This window comes from Seohaeicola zhoushanensis (genome assembly GCF_014656415.1).
Taxonomy (GTDB): Bacteria; Pseudomonadota; Alphaproteobacteria; order Rhodobacterales; family Rhodobacteraceae; genus Seohaeicola_A; species Seohaeicola_A zhoushanensis.
Genome location: NZ_BNCJ01000007.1, coordinates 21,684 through 38,637, shown reverse-complemented (window position 1 = coordinate 38,637; position 16,954 = coordinate 21,684). Strand labels below are relative to the sequence as shown.

Below are 16,954 nucleotides of genomic sequence, written 5' to 3'. Positions count from 1 at the left end.
GCATGGGCGTCGAGCGCCGGATATCTTGGAGTATTTGGAAAGTGAAGAAATCAGGGGCGCGTCGCCTTCGCCCGGCCGCGCGCCCCTGTCTTTCTCTTCTTTTCAAATACCTCCGGGGGAGTCGCGCCGCAGGCGCGGCGGGGGCGGCGCCCCCAACCTGCGCCCTCTCAGCGCTTGAAGACGATGACGTTGCGCTTGGCGGCGCCGCCGAGGGTATCGGCGATGGCCTCGTTGATCTGCTCCAGGCTCCAGCGGCCCGAGATCAACTCGTCGAGCTTCAGCCGGCCCTGGCGGTAGAGGTCGATCATCCAGGGAATGTCGCGCTTGATCACCACGTTGCCCATCTTCGAGCCGACATAGCCCTGGCCGACGTCGGCCATCAGCAGCGGCGAGAAGGCGGCCTTCTGGTCGCCGTGCGGCATCCCCACCATGACCACGCGGCCGGAATTGGCGAGGTAGCGCGGCGCCTGTTCGTAGACGGCGGCGACGCCGACCGTCACCAGCACCACGTCGGCGCCGCGGCCGAGGATCTTCTTCACCTCGGCCCAGGGCTTGGCGGACTTGGCCGAGACGGTGTCGGTGGCGCCGAACTCGCGGGCGATCTCGAGCTTCTCGTCCAGCATGTCGACCGCCACGATCCGGCGCGCCCCGGCGATGCGGGCGCCCTGGATCGCGTTCAGTCCGACGCCGCCGGCGCCGATCACCACCACGTCCTGGCCGACCCGCAACCCGGCCGCGTTGACCGCCGCGCCCACGCCGGTGATGACCCCGCAGGAGATCAGCGAGGCGACGTCCTTGCCGATGTCATGGGGAATCGTCACCACCTGGCTCTGGTCGACCACAACCTTCTCGGCGAAGGCGCCGCAGGCCATGGCCTGGAGCATCTTGTCGCCCGAGGCGGTGGTCAGCGGCCCGGCGGTGTCGTCGTGGCGTGTTTCGCAGGTGGTCAGGTGGCCGGACTGGCACGAGGGGCAGCCGCCGCAGGAGCGCACCAGCGTCACGCAGACGCTGTCGCCCACCGCGATGCCGCTGGTGCCCTCGCCAAGCGCGGTGACGCGGCCCGCGGCCTCGTGGCCGTAGACGGCGGGCAGGTGGCCGCCGAAGCCGCCCTGCTGGAAGGAGATATCCGAATGGCAGATCGCCACGGCGTCGATCTCGACCTCGACCTGGCCGCGGCCGGGGGCGGCGAGATGCACCTCCTCGATGACCAGGGGGGTGTTGAAAGCGTGGCAGACCGCCGCCCGTATGGTTTGCATGGTTTCCTCCTGAACCGTCTTTGGCGGCAGGTTAGCGTGCCTTGGCTTCGCCGCAAGTGCGAAAAGACCTTCCGCTCTGCGGTTCTCAGTCCTCGGTGCGGGGCGTGCGGCGGATCACCAGCACCGAGAGCGCGAGCAGCAGGGCCGCCAGCACGAAGGGCGCGCCGGGGAAGAACAGGCGCGCGCCCTCGGCGGTGAAGGCGGCGAAGGTCGAGGTCATCAGCATCGGCGAGGCGATGGCGGCGAGCGCATGGACGCTGGCGATCACCCCCTGCAGCTCGCCCTGTGCATCGGCGCCGGTGCGGCGCGACAACATCCCCTGCAGCGCCGGCATCGCCACCGCGCCAAGCGAGGCGATCGGGGTCAGGATCAGCGCGAGCGGGCCACTGGTGACCACCGCCAGCATGACGCAGGCCAGCGCCTCGAAGACGATGCCCCATTGCGCGGTGCCGCGTTCGCCCTGCCGGGCGATCATCCAGCGGATCAGCCAGATCTGCACCGCCGCCGCGGCGATGCCGTAGAGCGCCAGCGACAGGCCGATCAGCTGTGGCGTCCAGCCGAAGCGGGCTTGGCCGAAGTAGCTCCAGACCGCCGGATAGACGTAGAGGGCGAGGTCGTAGAGGAAGAGCACCACCAGCAGGCGGCGCAGCTCGGGGTGGGCGCCGATCTGGCGGAAGGCCCCCAACGGGTTGGCGCGGCGCCACTCGAAGGGGCGGCGGATGGTGTCGGTGACCGTCTCGCGCAGGACCAGCAGGCCGAAGAAGAAGTTCAGCGCCGCCAGCGCGGCGGCGGCGTAGAAGGGCGCGCGGGTGCCCATCTCGCCCAACATCCCGCCCACCAGCGGGCCCAGCACGAAGCCGATGCCGAAGCCGGCGCCGATCAGCCCGAAGTTGGCGGCCTTCTGTTCGGGGGTGGAGATATCGGCCATATAGGCCGAGGCGGTGGCATGGGTTGCGGCGGTGATGCCGCCGACCAGCCGGCCGAGCAGCAGCAGCCAGATCGACCCGGCCAGCGCCATCACCAGGTAGTCGAGCGCCATGAAGAAGAGCGAGACCAGCAGCACCGGCCGGCGGCCGTAGCGGTCGGAGAGGTTGCCGACGACGGGGCCGAAGACGAATTGCATCAGCGCGAAGACGGTCGATAGCACGCCGCCCCAGAGCGCGGCATTGGCGAGGCTGCCGCCCTGCACCTCCTGCAGCAGTTCGGGCATGATCGGCAGGATCAGCCCGATGCCCATGGCGTCGAGCACAACCGTCATCACGATGAACAGCGTGCCCGAGCGCATCGGTCAGCTCAGGGCGCGCACGGCGGCGGCGAAGGCCTCGGCCTCTTGCGGGGCATGGCCCATCTGCTGCGCGGCATCGAAGAGCGCGGCGGCGTCGATGGCCGGGTAGTCGCGGGCGATGAGGGCGCGCAGCGGCGTGTCGGTGGCCAGCGCCTCCTTGCAGAGCGCCTTGACCGCGGCCTGGGCCTCGGGGCGCGGAAGCTGTTCGGCGAGCGCAAAGCTCATCGCCTCGGCGTGGATCATGTCGAGGCCGGCTTCGAGCGCGCCGGTCATGGCGGCGGGGACCGGGGCGATGCCCTGCGCCAGCGCCTTGCCGGTGGTCGCGGCGGCGGCCGCGCCCAGCACGATCTGCGGCAGGCAGAGCCATTCGGTGAACCAGGCGGCGCCGTCGCGCTGGTGGCGCGGCATGGCGGTTCCGTGCAGCGTTGCCATCAGCCCGGCGGACTGGCGCGCCAGCGCCACCAGCACCGAGGGGGCGACCGGGTTCTGCTTCTGCGGCATCGTCGACGACGCGCCTGCGCCGCCCAAAGTGATCTCGCCGATGCCGGTCGTCACTAGCTCGGTCGCATCCTCGCCCAGCTTGCCGAGCGCCAGGGTCAGCCGCAGGCACCAGTCGGCCAGGCGCAGGATGGGCGTGCGGTCGGCGTGCCAGCTGCGGCCGGGGTCGGCCAGGTTCAGCGCGGCGGCGAGGTCGGCGCGCAGCTGCGGCGCCTCTGGCCCCAGCGCGGCGGCGGTGCCGGCGGCGCCCGAGAGCGAGACCAGCAGGCAGTCGCGGCGCAGGCCGTCAAGCTCGGCCAGCAGGCCAAGCAGCGGCGCGCCCCAGCCCGCGACCACCGCGCCGAAGCTGGTGGGCGTGGCGTGCTGGCCATAGGTCCGCGCGGCCATCGGCAGGCGGGCGTGGGCCCGCGCCGTGGTGGCCAGCGCGGAGAGGATCGCGCGCAGGTCTGCCTCGAGCAGCCCCAGCGCCTGGCGCAGGCGCAGCATCAGCCCGGTGTCCGAGATGTCCTGGCTGGTGGCGCCCCAATGGGCGTATTGCGCGTGTTCGGGGGCCTGCATCTCCTTGCGGAACTCGGCCACAAGGGCGGGCACGCTGACGCCGTTCGCGCCGGTCGCCACCGCCAGCGCGGCCGGGTCGATCAGGATCTCAAGCGCGGCGCGGTTGATCGCCTTGGAGGACTCCTCGGGGATGATGCCGCGCGCGCCCTGGGCGCGGGCCAGCGCGCCCTCGACCACCAGCATGGCGCGGATCTCGGCGCTGTCGGTGAAGAGCCGGCCGATCTCGCCGGTGGGAAACAGGCGCCCGTAGAGGGCGCTGTCGAAGACAGATCCGGCCATCAGCCAGCCTCCGCGATTCGGGACAGCAGGGCGGCGAGGCCTTGCGGGTCGGAGAGGAAGGGCGAGTGCCCGGTCGGCAGCTCGTGCACGCGGTCGCGCGGCCAGTCGCGGGTCATCTCGTCCTGGAATTCGGGCGGGATCGTCCCGTCGTTGCGGCAGAGGATGTAGGAGCGGGGCAGCGAGGCGTAGCGCTCGGTGATGGTGATCGGTTCGGCCTGCGGTTTCAGCGCCTGCGGGCAGAGCCGGGCGGTGGCCCAGGCCGCCTGTTCGGGCGTGCAGTCGTTGTAGAAGAGGCCCGGCGCCAGCGCGGGCACAACCGTCATGCTGAGGCCGTCAGCGCTGCGCTGCACCGCTTCCAGGATCGGCTGGCGCGGCGCGCGCTTGCGCATGTCGACCATGCTCAGCCCCGTTTCCGAGGGGAAATAGGCGCAGAGATAGACCAGTGCGCGCAGGCCCTTGGGGTCGGCCTCGGCGGCGGCGGTGATCGGGAAGCCGCCCCAGGAATGGCCGACGACGATGGTCTCGGGCGTCGAGGCCGCCAGCACCGCCGCGCCGCTGGCGGCCAGCGTCACCTGGTCGTGCGGCGTGGTGTCGGCGCCGTTGCCCGGCAGGTCGATGGCGCGGGCGCCATGCCCCAGCGCGGTCAGCGCCGGGATCAGGTCGCGCCAGCACCAGGCGCCGTGACAGGCGCCGTGAATCAGCAGGAAATCAGCCACTTACATATCCAGGAAGACGGTCTCGCCATCGCCCTGCAGGCAGATGTCGAAACGGTAGGTGCCATTGCCGGTGTCCCGCGCGATCAGCGTGTCGCGGCGGTTCTGGTGTTCCAGCCGGGTCAGCAGCGGATCCTTCGAGTGGTCGTCGCCCTCGAAATAGAGCCGGGTCTGCAGCCCGATGTTGATGCCGCGCGCGACCACCCAGACGCCGATATGCGGGGCCATGCCGGCAACCGCGCCGGGCTTGATCGTCTTCAGCTCCCACTCGCCGGTCTCGAAGTTCGAGGCCCGCCGCGCGAAGCCCTGGGCGCCGGGGCCGTAGCGGCCCTGCGCGTCGGCCTGCCAGAATTCGACCATCACGTCGTTGAGCGTCTTGCCGAGCCCGTCGCGCACCACGCCGGTGAGGGTGATGCGCTGGCCCGGCGCGTCCTCGGGGAAGGGGGTCGCGCCCAGATCCTCGGCATAGATCCCGTGGATGCCGACGAAGTTCGGCGTGCAGCCGATGTGGACATAGGGCCCGGCGGTCTGCGAGGCGGATTCAGGAAGATATCCCAGCTGTTGCACCATCTCAGAGGCCCTCCATCCGGTTCTCGAACATGGTCTGGCGGTTGCCGCGGATGACGATGTCGAACTTGTAGGCGAGGCAGTCGTGCGGCAGCGCCCGGCCCATGTCGAGCGGGGCCACCAGCCGGTCGATCGCCGCCTTGTCGGGGATCGTGTTGACAATCGGGCAGCGCGCGATGAGCGGGTCGCCCTCGAAATACATCTGGGTGATGAGGCGCTGGCCAAAGCTCTGCCCGAAGACCGAGAAGTGGATGTGCATGGGCCGCCAGTCGTTCACCCCGTTGGGCCAGGGATAGGCGCCGGGCCGGATGGTGAGGAATTCATAGGACCCGTCGGCGCCGGTCAGCGTGCGCCCGCAGCCGCCGAAGTTCGGATCGAGCGGGGCGAGGTAGCCGTCCTTCTTGTGGCGATAGCGCCCGCCGGCATTGGCCTGCCAGACCTCGACCAGCGCACCGGCCACGCCGCGCCCGGTCTCGTCGAGCACGCGGCCGTGCACGATGATCCGCTCGCCGATGGCCGGTTCGCCGGTGAAGTTCAGGATCAGGTTGTTGTCGAGCTTGCCGATCAGCTCGTGTCCGAAGACCGGGCCGGTCTGCTCGGTCGCGGTGGGTGCGCCCGAGACCAGCGCCAGTTTCGGGCTGCGCGGAATGCTCGACTTGTAGCCCGGCGCATAGGGCAGGGGATGGTTGGCGCGGTTGCGCGGCATCAGGGTCATGGGCGGCTCCTTTGGGCGGGCGCGTCAGACATGGCCGACTTCCTTCAGGAAGGCGGTCAGCGCCGCTGCGTATTCCTCGGGCTGTTCGACGCAGGGCAGGTGCCCCGCTTTGCGGATCAGGTGGAAGCGTGAGCCGGGCACCAGGTCGACGGTCTCGCGCACCAGGTCGGGCGGGGTCGACCCGTCCTCGTCGCCGGCGATGCCGAGCGTGGGCAGGCGCAGCCCGGCGGTGGTGGTGTAGAAATCGGTGCCCGCGATGGCGGCCGAGCAGCCGGCATAGCCCTCGGCGGGCTGGCGCACCAGCATGTTGCGCCAGATCTCGAGCTCGGGCGTGGCGCGGAAGCCTTTGGAGAACCAGCGTTCCATCACCGCATCGGCGAGGCTTTCGATACCATCGGCGTTCACCGCGTCGATGCGGGTCTTCCACATCTCGGCGGTGCCGATCTTGGCGGCGGTGTTCGACAGCACCATGGCCCGCACGAGGTCGAGCCGTTTGACCGCCAGCCCCTGCGCGATCATTCCGCCGATGGAGAGGCCGACGAAGACGCAGTCGCGCACCCCGAGTTGGTCGAGCAGGGTTTCGACGTCGCGCACCAGCGCGCCCATCGCATAGGGCGCGGGCGGCATCGACGAGAGGCCGTGGCCGCGCTTGTCGTAGCGGATGAACTTCAGCCCCTTGGGCAGCAGTGGCAGGATCTGATCCCAGAGCCGCAGATCGGTGCCGAGCGAATTGGCGAATACCACCGGCGCGCCGTTCTCGTCCCCGTCGATCCGGTAGTGCAGGCGCACGTCCCCCACGTCGGCAATCCGCATGGTTCCCTCCTTGCTTGCGTCCACAGGTATCTAACCGTGGCGGGGGCAGGAGGTAAAGGTGGCGGGGAGGGGCGTAGGGCGGGGTTTACCCCGCCGCCCGCCGGTGCGGCCTCAGTCCGAGGCCGCCTTGGATTTCGCCGGGGTTTTCTTGGCGGCGGTTTTCGTGGTCTTGGCCGTCTTGGCGGTGGCCTTGGTGGTCTTCTTCGCCGCCGGCTTGGCCGCGGCCTTGGTCTTCTTGGCCCCGCCCTTCTTGGCGCTCTTCTCGGCGATCAGTGCCAGCGCCTGGTCGAGCGTCACCGCCTCGGGCTCGATCTCCTTGGGCAGGGTCGCGTTGACCTTTTCCCATTTGACATAAGGACCATAGCGGCCCGGCATCACCACCACGGCGCCACCGTCGGGGTGTTCGCCCAGCTCCTTGAGCGGCTGCGCCGCCGTGCCGCCGCGCGCGCCGCGGCTGGCCAGCTTCTGGGCCAGCACCTCGACCGCGCGGTTCATGCCGATCTCGAAGACCTCGTCGACGCTGGGCAGGTTGGCATAGAGCTTGCCGTGCTTGACGTAGGGCCCGAAGCGGCCGATTGCCGCCTCGATCATCTCGCCATCATCCGGGTGCGGGCCGATCTCGCGCGGCAGGCTCAGCAGCCGCAACGCCTTTTCCAGGTCGAGCGCATCGGCGTCCCAGCCCTTGGGCAGCGAAGCCCGTGGCGGCTTGGGGTTGTCCTCGGTCGCCTCGCCGCGCTGCACGTAGGGGCCGAAGCGGCCCGAGCGCAGGGTGATGAGCTCGCCCTGGTCCTCGCCCAGCACCTTGCCGTCGGGCGAGATCTGGTCGCTTTCGGTGCCCGGCGGGCCGAAGGGGCGGGTGTAACGGCATTCGGGGTAGTTCGAGCAGCCGATGAAGGCCCCGCCCGAGCGCGCGGTGCGCATCGACAGCCGGCCCTCGCCGCAGTTCGGGCAGCGGCGCGGGTCGCTGCCGTCCTCGGTGGGCGGGAAGAGATGCGGCGCGAGCACCTCGTTGATCTTCTCGAGCACGTCGGTGATGCGCAGCTCGGCGGTTTCGGCCACGGCGGCCGAGAAGTCGCGCCAGAAGCGCGAGAGTACCGTCTTGTAGTCGGCGTCGCCGGCGCTGATGTTGTCGAGATCGTCCTCGAGCGAGGCGGTGAAATCGTAGCCGACGTATTTCTGGAAGTAGTTGATGAGGAAGGCCGTCACCAGACGGCCCTTGTCCTCGGGGATCAGCCGGTTCTTGTCCTTGCGGACATATTCCCGCTCCTGGATCGTGGTCACGACGCTGGCATAGGTCGAGGGCCGGCCGATGCCGAGCTCTTCCATCTTCTTGACCAGCGTCGCCTCGGTGTAGCGCGGCGGCGGCTGGGTGAAATGCTGCTCGGGGCTGACCGAACGCTTCTCGGCCTTCTCGCCCTGGCTGATCTGCGGCAGGCGCTTGTCGTCCTCGTCGACCACCTCGTCGCGGCCTTCCTCGTAGACCTTGAGGAAGCCGTCGAAGAGCACCACCTGGCCGGTGGCGCGCAGTTCGACCTGGCCGTCGCGGCTGCCGATGTCGACGGTTGTGCGTTCGAGACGCGCCGATTCCATCTGGCAGGCCAGCGTGCGCTTCCAGATCAGGTCGTAGAGGCGGGCCTGGTCACTGTCCTTGAGCTTGAGCTGGTCCACGTCCGCCGCCATGTCGGTGGGGCGGATACATTCGTGGGCTTCCTGGGCGTTCTTGGCCTTGTTCTTGTAGATCCGCGGCTGCGCCGGCACGTAGTCCTTGCCATAGCGCGCACCGATGGCCTCGCGCGCGGCGGTGACCGCCTCGGGGGCCATGTCGATGCCGTCGGTTCGCATGTAGGTGATGTGCCCGGCCTCGTAGAGCCGCTGCGCCGCGTTCATGCACTGGCGCGCGCCCATGCCGAACTTGCGGCTGGCTTCCTGCTGCAGCGTCGAGGTCATGAAGGGCGGCGAGGGGTTGCGGCTGGCGGGCTTGGCCTCGACCGAGGTGACGGTCAGGTCGCGGCTGGTCACCGCCTGCACGGCAAGCTCGGCCTGGGTGGCGTTCTCGATGTCGTAGCGGTCGAGTTTCTTGCCGGCCAGAACGGTCAGCCGGGCCTCGTATTCCTGGCCGCGCGGGGTGGCGAGCACGGCCTTGACGGTCCAGTATTCGCGGGCGCGGAAGGCTTCGATCTCCATCTCGCGTTCGACGATGAGGCGGAGGCAGACCGATTGCACGCGGCCCGCCGACTTGGCGCCGGGCAGCTTGCGCCAGAGCACCGGCGAGAGGGTGAAGCCGACGAGATAGTCGAGCGCGCGGCGGGCGAGGTAGGCCTCGACCAGCGGCATGTCGACCTGGCGCGGGTTCTTCATCGCCTCGGTCACGGCGTTCTTGGTGATGGCGTTGAAGGTCACGCGGCTGACGGCGGTGTCCTTCTTGATCGAACGCCGCTTGGTGAGCGCCTCCTGGAGGTGCCAGGAGATCGCCTCGCCCTCGCGGTCGGGGTCGGTTGCGAGGATCAGTTCGCCGTCTTCGGCCAGCGCATCGGCGATCGCCTTGACGTGCTTCTTGCTGTCGTTGGCGACCTCCCAGGTCATCTCGAAATCATGCTCGGGATCGACCGAACCATCCTTGGGCGGAAGGTCGCGGACGTGGCCGTAGGAGGCGAGAACCGTGTAGCCGGGCCCGAGGTATTTGTTGATCGTCTTGGCCTTGGCAGGCGATTCCACAACAACAACGGGCATTTAGCTAACGACCTCTCGAACATCCGCAGGGCGGCTCTATGGCGGGGCAACATGTGGGGTGCAAGACCTGATTGTCAATCCGCGCGGTTTGGGCGCATCCGGCGGCGGTGGTGACAGGGTCGCCGAATGGGGTCGCGGGGCCGGGGCTGTTGCGCCTCTCGTTGGCGCGGCGGGCGGGGCGCGCCCTACGGGCGGGGGTATTGGCCGGCACCGGCGCCCCTGCCGGCGGGGGGCGCCGGCGGCGTGGTCGATCTGGAGTATTTGGAAAGAGAAGAAGCCGCAGGCGGGGCGCTGGCCGGGGCGGGCGCGTCAGTTCAGGCGGCAGAGCAGGCCGCCGGACTGGCGGGCGATCTGGCCATCGAGTTCGAGGTCGATGAGGGCCGGGCCGACCTGGTCGGCGGAGGCGGCGAGGTCGCGAATCAGCTGGTCCTCGGCGATCGGGCTGGGGCCGAGCCGGTCGAGGATGCGCTGGTGCAGCGCCGCGGTTTCGGCCAGCGTGCGGGGTGGTTGCGGCGGGCGTGGCGCCGGAGCGGGCCGGTGTTCGGGCGGCGGGGCGGCGGCGGGCAGGTCGTCGAGGCCGAGCGCGGCAAGCACGTCGGTGGCGTGGCGGACCAGCGTGGCGCCGTCGCGGATCAGCATGTTGCAGCCGGCGGCGCGGGCGTCGATCGGGTGGCCCGGAACCGCCAGCACCTCGCGCCCCTGGTCGAGCGCGTCGCGGGCGGTGATGAGGCTGCCGGACTTCGTCGCCGCCTCGACCACCACCACCGCGCGGGCGAGGCCCGAGACGATGCGGTTGCGCGCCGGGAAGTGGCGCGCCTGCGGGGCGAGGCCCATGGGCTGTTCCGAGAGGCGCAGCCCTTCGGTGGCGATGCGCCCGGCGAGCGCGGCGTTCTCGGGCGGGTAGATCACATCGACGCCGCCGGCCATCACCGCGATGGTACCGGTGGCGAGCGCGCCGTCATGGGCCGCCGCGTCGATGCCGCGGGCGAGGCCCGAGACCACGGTGAAGCCGGCGGCGCCGAGGTCGCGGGCCAGGCCGCGCGCCATGCGGGTGCCGATCGAGGAGGCGTTGCGGGCGCCGACCACGGCGATGCAGGGGCGGGCGGCGAGATCGGCGCGGCCCTGCGCCCAGAGCAGCGGCGGCGGGTCGGGAATCAGCGTGAGATCGGGCGGATAGTCGGGATCGCCGAGGCACAAAAGCCGCGCGCGCGCGGCCTTTGCGGCCTTCATCTCGGCTTCGATCACGCGGGGCGGGCAGGTTTCGTAATCCTCCACCCCGGCGGTGCGTGCCACTTCGGGCAGCGCGTCCAGCGCGTTCTGCGCTGTCTCATGTTCGGCCAGCAGCCGGTAGAACGTGGTCACGCCGACACGGCGCGAGCGCAACAGGCGGAGCCAGGAAAACCGATCGTCTTCCGTGGTGGGTGGGAGTGGGGGGTGAGTGGAAGAACTTTTGTTCCCGGTCATCCGTCGCTCCGCCGTGTTGCAGGGACAGGTCTAGCCGAGGGCGGGTTAACAGGTCGTAAATCGGGACAAATTATTGCGATCGGGGCGCATGGTATGGCCCCTGGGCGGGCCAGGTCGTTGATTCGATGCGTGGAACCCGAGGTGCGCCGGGGTGTCGGAAAAAACCGGGTCCGCTTGGAGCACCGGAAAGATGGCCCGCCGCACCCGACTCAGGCACAGCGCGGCGGGCGATTCTCTCAGGCGGCGGAGCCGCCGATGGTCAGCCCGTCGATCAGCACGGTGGGCTGGCCGACGCCGACCGGCACCCATTGCCCGTCCTTGCCGCAATTGCCGAGGCCCGGATCCAGCGCCATGTCGTTGCCGAGGCCGCGGATGCGCTTGAGCGCGTTGGGCCCGTCGCCGATCAGCGTGGCCCCCTTGACCGGCGCGCCGACACGGCCGTTCTTCACGCGGTAAGCCTCGGTGCAGGAGAAGACGAACTTGCCGTTGGTGATGTCGACCTGGCCGCCGCCGAAGCCGACCGCCCAGATGCCGTCCTTGATGTCGGCCACCAGGTCGCCGGGGTTGGCGGTGCCGCCCAGCATGATGGTATTGGTCATGCGCGGCATCGGCTTGTGGGCAAAGCTCTGCCGGCGGCCGTTGCCGGTGGGGGCGACGCCCATCAGCCGGGCGTTCTGGCGGTCCTGCATGAAGCCGGTGAGGATGCCGTCCTCGATCAGCACGGTGCGCGAGGAGGGCGTGCCCTCGTCGTCGACGGCGATCGAGCCGCGGCGGTCGGGCAGGGTGCCGTCGTCGACCACGGTCACGCCCGGCGCGGCGACGCGCTGGCCCATCAGCCCGGCGAAGGCGGATGTGCCCTTGCGGTTGAAGTCGCCCTCGAGCCCGTGGCCGATGGCCTCGTGCAGCAGGATGCCGGGCCAGCCGGGGCCGAGCGCCACCTCCATCACTCCGGCGGGGGCGGGTTCGGCGTCGAGGTTCACCAGCGCGATGCGCAGCGCCTCGTTGGCCTTGGCCTGCCAGTCGGCGGGGTCGATCAGCCCGTCGAGTCCGACGCGCCCGCCGCCGCCGGCGGTGCCGGATTCGCGCCGGCCGCCCTGTTCGACGATCACCGATACGTTGAGCCGGGTCATCGGACGGATGTCGCGCACGCGAATGCCGTCGGGGCGCAGAATCTCGACCTCCTGCAGCGAGGCGGCGAGCATGGCCGATACCTGCACCACGCGGGAATCGAGGCCGCGGGCGAAGGCGTCGATCTCGCGCAGGGTCTCGATCTTGACCGGGAACGGCACGCCGCCGATCGGGTCGGCGTCGGTATAGGGGCGGCGATTGGTGGCGCGGGGCGCCTCGGCGAGCGTGCCGCCGCCATCGCCAACGGCCAGGCGCGCGGTCTCGCCGGCGCGTTTCAGCGCCGCCAGCGTCATCTCGGTGGAATGGGCGTATCCGGCGACGTCGCCCTTGACCGCGCGCAGGCCGAAACCCTCGGCGGCGTCGTAGCTCGCGCTCTTGAGACGGCCGTCGTCGAAGGTCAGCGCCTCGGAGCGGCGGCGCTCGACGAAAAGCTCGCCGTCATCGGCGCCATCGGTCGCCGCGCGCAGCTCGGCAAGGGCCGCATCGAGCGGCAAAACGGATTCGAAGGGGCGAAAAGGGGTGTCATCCATGAGTATTTCCGGCCTTTCCGGCTGATCAAGGGCAAAAAGCGTCCGTTTGACGCAAGCTGATGGCTTTATCTGTCTGTCGGAATATGGTTTCTAGCGGCAACGAACACAACGGGGCTGGCGCGCGGCCGATTTGGCGCGACCAGGTTCCAGGTACGAAGCGCGATCAACCGATCAGGACACGACATGAAGACAGCATTCACGATTTCGGGGCTGCTCGGCGGACTTACCGCCCTGCCGGCCATGGCCCAGGACAAGCTCGAGATCGTCGGCAGACCGGTGCCCGGCGGAACCTCGTTCCAGACGGCGGCGACCAGCCTGGCGCACGAGCAGCAGTGGCTCGATCACATGATTCTGATCATCATCACTGCAATCTGTGTCTTCGTGACGCTGCTGCTGATCTACGCGATCGTGCGGTTCAACCGCCGCGCCAACCCGACGCCGGCGCAGTTCACCCACAACACGCCGCTGGAAGTGGCGTGGACCATCGTGCCGGTGTTCATCCTGGTGCTGATCGGTGCCTTCTCGCTGCCGGTGCTGTTCGACCAGCAGGAGATCCCCGAGGCCGACATCACCGTCAAGGCGACCGGCAACCAGTGGTACTGGTCCTACCAGTATGTCGATCATGACTTCGGCTTCGACAGCTACATGATCGGCCAGCCGGCCACCGGCGGCAACTACGTGCTCGACGAGAACGTCGAGAAGATGCTGACGGATGCGGGCTACAGCCGCGACGAATACCTGCTGGCGACCGATACCGCGCTGGTGCTGCCGGTCGGCAAGACAGTGGTGGTTCAGGTCACCGGTTCGGACGTGATCCACTCGTGGACCATCCCGGCCTTCGGCGTGAAGCAGGACGGCGTTCCGGGCCGCCTGGCCGAACTCTGGTTCAAGGCCGACAAGGAAGGCATCTACTTCGGCCAGTGCTCGGAGCTTTGCGGCAAGGACCACGCCTATATGCCGATCACCGTCAAGATCGTCAGCGAAGCCGCCTACGAGGAATGGCTGAAGGGCGCGATCGACCAATACGCCGGCAAGCCGCTGGACGTGAAAGTGGCGCAGGCCGACTAAGGAAACGGTGCGCGCCAGGCGCGCACCCTACACCCAACCCGTAGGGTGCGCGCCTGGCGCGCACCGCCGAGGCACCGGAATGAGCGACGCAAGCCTTCAGACGCAGACCAGGATGGGCGAAGCCGGATTCGGCGACTATTTCGCCCTGCTGAAGCCGCGCGTCATGTCGCTGGTGGTGTTCACCGCGCTGGTCGGCCTGCTGGCCGCGCCGGTTCCGGTGCATCCGTTCATCGGCTTCTGCGCGATCCTGTTCATCGCGGTGGGAGGTGGCGCCTCGGGCGCGCTGAACATGTGGTGGGATGCCGATATCGACGCGGTGATGCGGCGCACCCGCTCCCGGCCGATTCCCGCGGGCCTGATCGAGCCGGGCGAGGCGCTGGGCCTCGGCATCGCGCTTTCGGGCTTCTCGGTGGTGATGCTGGCGCTGGCGACCAATATCCTTGCCGGGGCGCTGCTCGCCTTCACGATCTTCTTCTACGTCGTCATCTACTCGATGTGGCTCAAGCGGTCGACGCCGCAGAACATCGTCATCGGCGGCCTGGCCGGCGCCTTCCCTCCGCTGGTGGGTTGGGTGGCGGCAACCGGCAGCATGGCGGTCGAGCCCTGGCTGATGGTGGCGTTGACCTTCCTGTGGACGCCGCCGCACTTCTGGGCGCTGGCGCTGTTCATGCGCAACGATTACGACGATGCCGGCGTGCCGATGCTGACCGTGACCCACGGCCGCCGCGCGACCCGCTGGCATATCCTGGCCTATACCGTGGTGCTGGCGGCCTTTGCCATCGGCGCCGGATTCACCGGGCTGGGCGGGCCGCTGTATCTGACCGTCTCGGTGGTGCTGAACGCGCTGTTCCTGCTCGGCGCGCTGCGGATCTGGCGGCGTGACGAGGCGGCCTCGGAGGCCGACAACTTCGCGGTCGAGCGGAAGTTCTTCCGGCTCTCGCTGCTCTATCTCTTCCTGCACTTCGGTGCGATCGCGGCCGAGGCCATGCTGAAGCCCTACGGACTTGGAGGCTGGTCATGAGCCTGCGCCCAACCCACGAACTGCACAACCGCCGTTTCGGCCGCAACCTGGGCCTGGGCCTGGTGCTGGCCGCCTTCGTCGCGCTGGTCTTCGGCCTGACGATGGTCAAGGTCACCCGTGGCGACTTTGCCGCGGTGCAGACGGAGCAATCGAAATGAACCCGGCGCAGAAGACCCTGGTGAAGCTGGTCGGCGTGGTCGTCCTGATGGGCGGCCTGTCCTGGGCCTCGGTTCCCTTCTACAGCTGGTTCTGCAAGGTGACCGGTTTCGGCGGTGTCACCGGCGTGGCCGAGACCGGGTCGGACACTGTCCTGGACAAGACCATCAAGATCCGCTTCGACGGCTCGCTTGATCGCGAGATGCCCTGGAGCTTCAAGCCGCTCGAGCACACGATGGAGCTGAAGATCGGCGAAACCGGGCTGGCCTTCTACGAGGCGCACAACCCGACCGACCGTCCGGTCGCGGGGCAGGCGACCTACAACGTCTTCCCCTACGAGGCCGGATCGTTCTTCATCAAGGTCGAGTGCTTCTGCTTCACCGAGCAGGTGCTGGCGCCCGGAGAGACGGTGCAGATGCCGGTCAGCTTCTACGTCGATCCGGCCATCGTCGACGACATGGATGGCAAATACATCCACAGCATCACGCTGTCTTACACTTTCCACGAGATCGACCTGCCGGAGGGCTATGCCGCCCTTGACACCGGTGCAGGCGCAACTACGAACTGATTGCCCAAGGCGAGGGACACCTGAATGGCACACGCAAAGAACCACGACTATCACATCCTGCCACCCTCTATCGAGCCGTTCATCGGGTCGGTCAGCGCGTTCGTCATGCTGTTCGGCGCCGTGCTCTGGATGCACGGCGGCTCTCCCTGGGCCTGCCTGATCGGCCTGGTCGGGGTGCTCTACACCATGTTCGTGTGGTGGAAGCGCGTGGTTGAGGAAAGCCATGTCGGCGATCACACGCCCGTCGTGCGGATCGGCCTGCGTTACGGCTTCATCCTGTTCATCATGTCCGAGGTGATGTTCTTCTTTGCCTGGTTCTGGTCGTTCTTCAAACACCAGATCTACCCGATGCAGGAATACATCGGCACCGAATATGTCGCGCCGCACATCCATGCGATCGACCCGTTCCACCTGCCGCTGATCAACACGCTGATCCTGCTGCTCTCGGGCTGCGCCGTGACCTGGGCGCACCATGGCCTCGTGCATGGCAACGACCGCAAGGCGCTGGTGCAGGGCCTGGCCATCGGCATCGTGCTCGGCGTCGCCTTCACCGCGCTGCAGGGCTATGAATACGCGCTGCTGCTGACCCACGACGGCTGGGAATTCGGCGGCGACCAGTTCTTCTCGAACTTCTTCATGGCAACCGGCTTCCACGGCTTCCACGTGATCATCGGGACGATCTTCCTGACCGTCTGCCTGATCCGCGCGATCAAGGGCGACTTCACCCCCGAGCGCCACGTCGGCTTCGAGGCCGCCGCCTGGTACTGGCACTTCGTGGACGTCGTCTGGCTGTTCCTCTTCTTCGCGGTCTATATCTGGGGCACCTCGCACCTGGGTTGACCCGGCCGGCGGCACGACCGCCCGCGCCCCCAAACCTGCAAGGCGCGCACCCGTTGCGCGCCTTTTCACGTCCTGACGGAAGCCTTGAATGAAGCGTCTCCTGTTCCTGCTGATCATCGGCCTTGCCGGCGCCGCGACGCTGGTGTCGCTGGGAGTCTGGCAGATCCAGCGGCTGGAATGGAAACAGGCGCTCCTGGCCGAGATCGACGCCCGCATCGGCGCGGCGCCGGTGGACCTGCCGGCCAGCCCCGACCCCGAGCAGGACCGCTACCTGGCCGTGCGGGTCGAGGGCACGATCCTGCAGGGCGAGCTTTTCGTGCTGGTGTCGCGCAAGCAGGTCGGCCCCGGCTTTCGCGTCATTGCGCCGCTGCAAACGGCCGACGGGCGGCGCATCCTGCTCGACCGCGGTTTCATCCGCGATGACGCGCGGGGAGTGGTGCGCCGGCTTGGCCCGGTGGAGGTCGAGGGCAACCTGCACTGGCCCGCCGAGACCGACAGCTATACCCCCGAACCCGAGCGCGCGACCGAGACCTGGTTCGCCCGCGACGTCGACGCCATGGCCGCCGCGCTGGACACCGAGCCGGTGATGCTGGTCGCCAAGTCGGAGACGGACCCCGGTGTGTCGCCGATGCCGGTGGACTCGGCGGCGATCCCGAACGATCACTTGCAATATGCCATCACCTGGTTTTCGCTGGCCGCCATCTGGATCGGCATGACCGGGCATTTCCTCTGGCGCACCCGCGCCCGCAGACAGACCTGAGGCCC

16 protein-coding genes are annotated in these 16,954 nt (G+C 68.8%); 6 read left to right on the top strand and 10 right to left on the bottom strand.

Features of this window, described 5'->3' with window-relative positions; genetic code table 11:
- Positions 1-167 precede the first annotated feature (167 nt).
- The 10 genes from IE266_RS13480 to tldD form a co-directional block, all read right to left on the bottom strand.
- Entirely contained in the window at positions 168-1,256 is a 1,089-nt protein-coding gene (locus IE266_RS13480) for a Zn-dependent alcohol dehydrogenase (protein WP_189680621.1), read from the bottom strand.
- 85 nt (positions 1,257-1,341) lie between these two features.
- The gene (locus IE266_RS13475) at positions 1,342-2,541 is read right to left on the bottom strand and encodes a TCR/Tet family MFS transporter (protein ID WP_189680620.1); all 1,200 of its coding nucleotides are present in this window, start codon (positions 2,539-2,541) and stop codon (positions 1,342-1,344) included.
- A 3-nt stretch (positions 2,542-2,544) separates the two neighbouring features.
- Complete coding sequence (locus tag IE266_RS13470) at positions 2,545-3,876, bottom strand: lyase family protein (protein ID WP_189680619.1); 1,332 nt, start codon at positions 3,874-3,876, stop codon at positions 2,545-2,547.
- Complete coding sequence (locus IE266_RS13465; RefSeq protein WP_189680618.1) at positions 3,876-4,592, bottom strand: alpha/beta fold hydrolase; 717 nt, start codon at positions 4,590-4,592, stop codon at positions 3,876-3,878. The genes IE266_RS13470 and IE266_RS13465 overlap by 1 nt, the downstream gene beginning before the upstream one ends.
- Complete coding sequence (gene pcaG, locus IE266_RS13460) at positions 4,593-5,159, bottom strand: protocatechuate 3,4-dioxygenase subunit alpha (protein ID WP_189680617.1); 567 nt, start codon at positions 5,157-5,159, stop codon at positions 4,593-4,595.
- Between the two features lies 1 nt (position 5,160).
- Positions 5,161-5,871: a protocatechuate 3,4-dioxygenase subunit beta gene (pcaH, locus tag IE266_RS13455; protein WP_189680616.1), complete on the bottom strand. Its 711-nt coding sequence runs from the start codon at positions 5,869-5,871 to the stop codon at positions 5,161-5,163.
- 24 nt (positions 5,872-5,895) lie between these two features.
- A complete protein-coding gene (pcaD, locus tag IE266_RS13450; RefSeq protein ID WP_189680615.1) occupies positions 5,896-6,684 on the bottom strand; it encodes a 3-oxoadipate enol-lactonase in 789 nt (262 codons plus the stop codon).
- Positions 6,685-6,795: 111 nt separating this feature from the next.
- Entirely contained in the window at positions 6,796-9,414 is a 2,619-nt protein-coding gene (topA, locus tag IE266_RS13445) for a type I DNA topoisomerase (protein ID WP_189680614.1), read from the bottom strand.
- Positions 9,415-9,723: 309 nt separating this feature from the next.
- Positions 9,724-10,878 carry a DNA-processing protein DprA gene (gene dprA / locus IE266_RS13440; RefSeq protein ID WP_189680613.1) on the bottom strand — a complete coding sequence of 385 codons (1,155 nt, stop codon included), beginning with the start codon at positions 10,876-10,878 and terminating at the stop codon, positions 9,724-9,726.
- 236 nt (positions 10,879-11,114) lie between these two features.
- Positions 11,115-12,536, bottom strand: a complete 1,422-nt coding sequence (gene tldD / locus IE266_RS13435) for a metalloprotease TldD (RefSeq protein ID WP_189680612.1) — start codon at positions 12,534-12,536, stop codon at positions 11,115-11,117.
- Between the two features lie 183 nt (positions 12,537-12,719).
- Between tldD and coxB the strand changes: the two genes are divergently transcribed.
- The 6 genes from coxB to IE266_RS13405 all read left to right on the top strand — a co-directional run bounded on the left by coxB (position 12,720) and on the right by IE266_RS13405 (position 16,949).
- The gene (coxB, locus tag IE266_RS13430) at positions 12,720-13,604 is read left to right on the top strand and encodes a cytochrome c oxidase subunit II (protein WP_189680611.1); all 885 of its coding nucleotides are present in this window, start codon (positions 12,720-12,722) and stop codon (positions 13,602-13,604) included.
- A 79-nt stretch (positions 13,605-13,683) separates the two neighbouring features.
- Entirely contained in the window at positions 13,684-14,625 is a 942-nt protein-coding gene (gene cyoE, locus IE266_RS13425; RefSeq protein WP_189680610.1) for a heme o synthase, read from the top strand.
- Positions 14,622-14,783 (top strand): cytochrome c oxidase system small membrane protein, encoded by a 162-nt coding sequence (locus IE266_RS13420; protein ID WP_189680765.1) that lies wholly within the window; start codon positions 14,622-14,624, stop codon positions 14,781-14,783. The genes cyoE and IE266_RS13420 overlap by 4 nt, the downstream gene beginning before the upstream one ends.
- Complete coding sequence (locus IE266_RS13415) at positions 14,780-15,349, top strand: cytochrome c oxidase assembly protein (RefSeq protein ID WP_373310578.1); 570 nt, start codon at positions 14,780-14,782, stop codon at positions 15,347-15,349. Before IE266_RS13420 ends, IE266_RS13415 begins: the two co-directional genes overlap by 4 nt.
- 24 nt (positions 15,350-15,373) lie before the next feature.
- Positions 15,374-16,189, top strand: coding sequence for a cytochrome c oxidase subunit 3 (locus tag IE266_RS13410; protein WP_189680609.1), 816 nt, complete (start codon positions 15,374-15,376; stop codon positions 16,187-16,189).
- A gap of 88 nt (positions 16,190-16,277) precedes the next feature.
- Positions 16,278-16,949 carry an SURF1 family protein gene (locus IE266_RS13405; RefSeq protein ID WP_189680608.1) on the top strand — a complete coding sequence of 224 codons (672 nt, stop codon included), beginning with the start codon at positions 16,278-16,280 and terminating at the stop codon, positions 16,947-16,949.
- Positions 16,950-16,954: the final 5 nt, after the last annotated feature.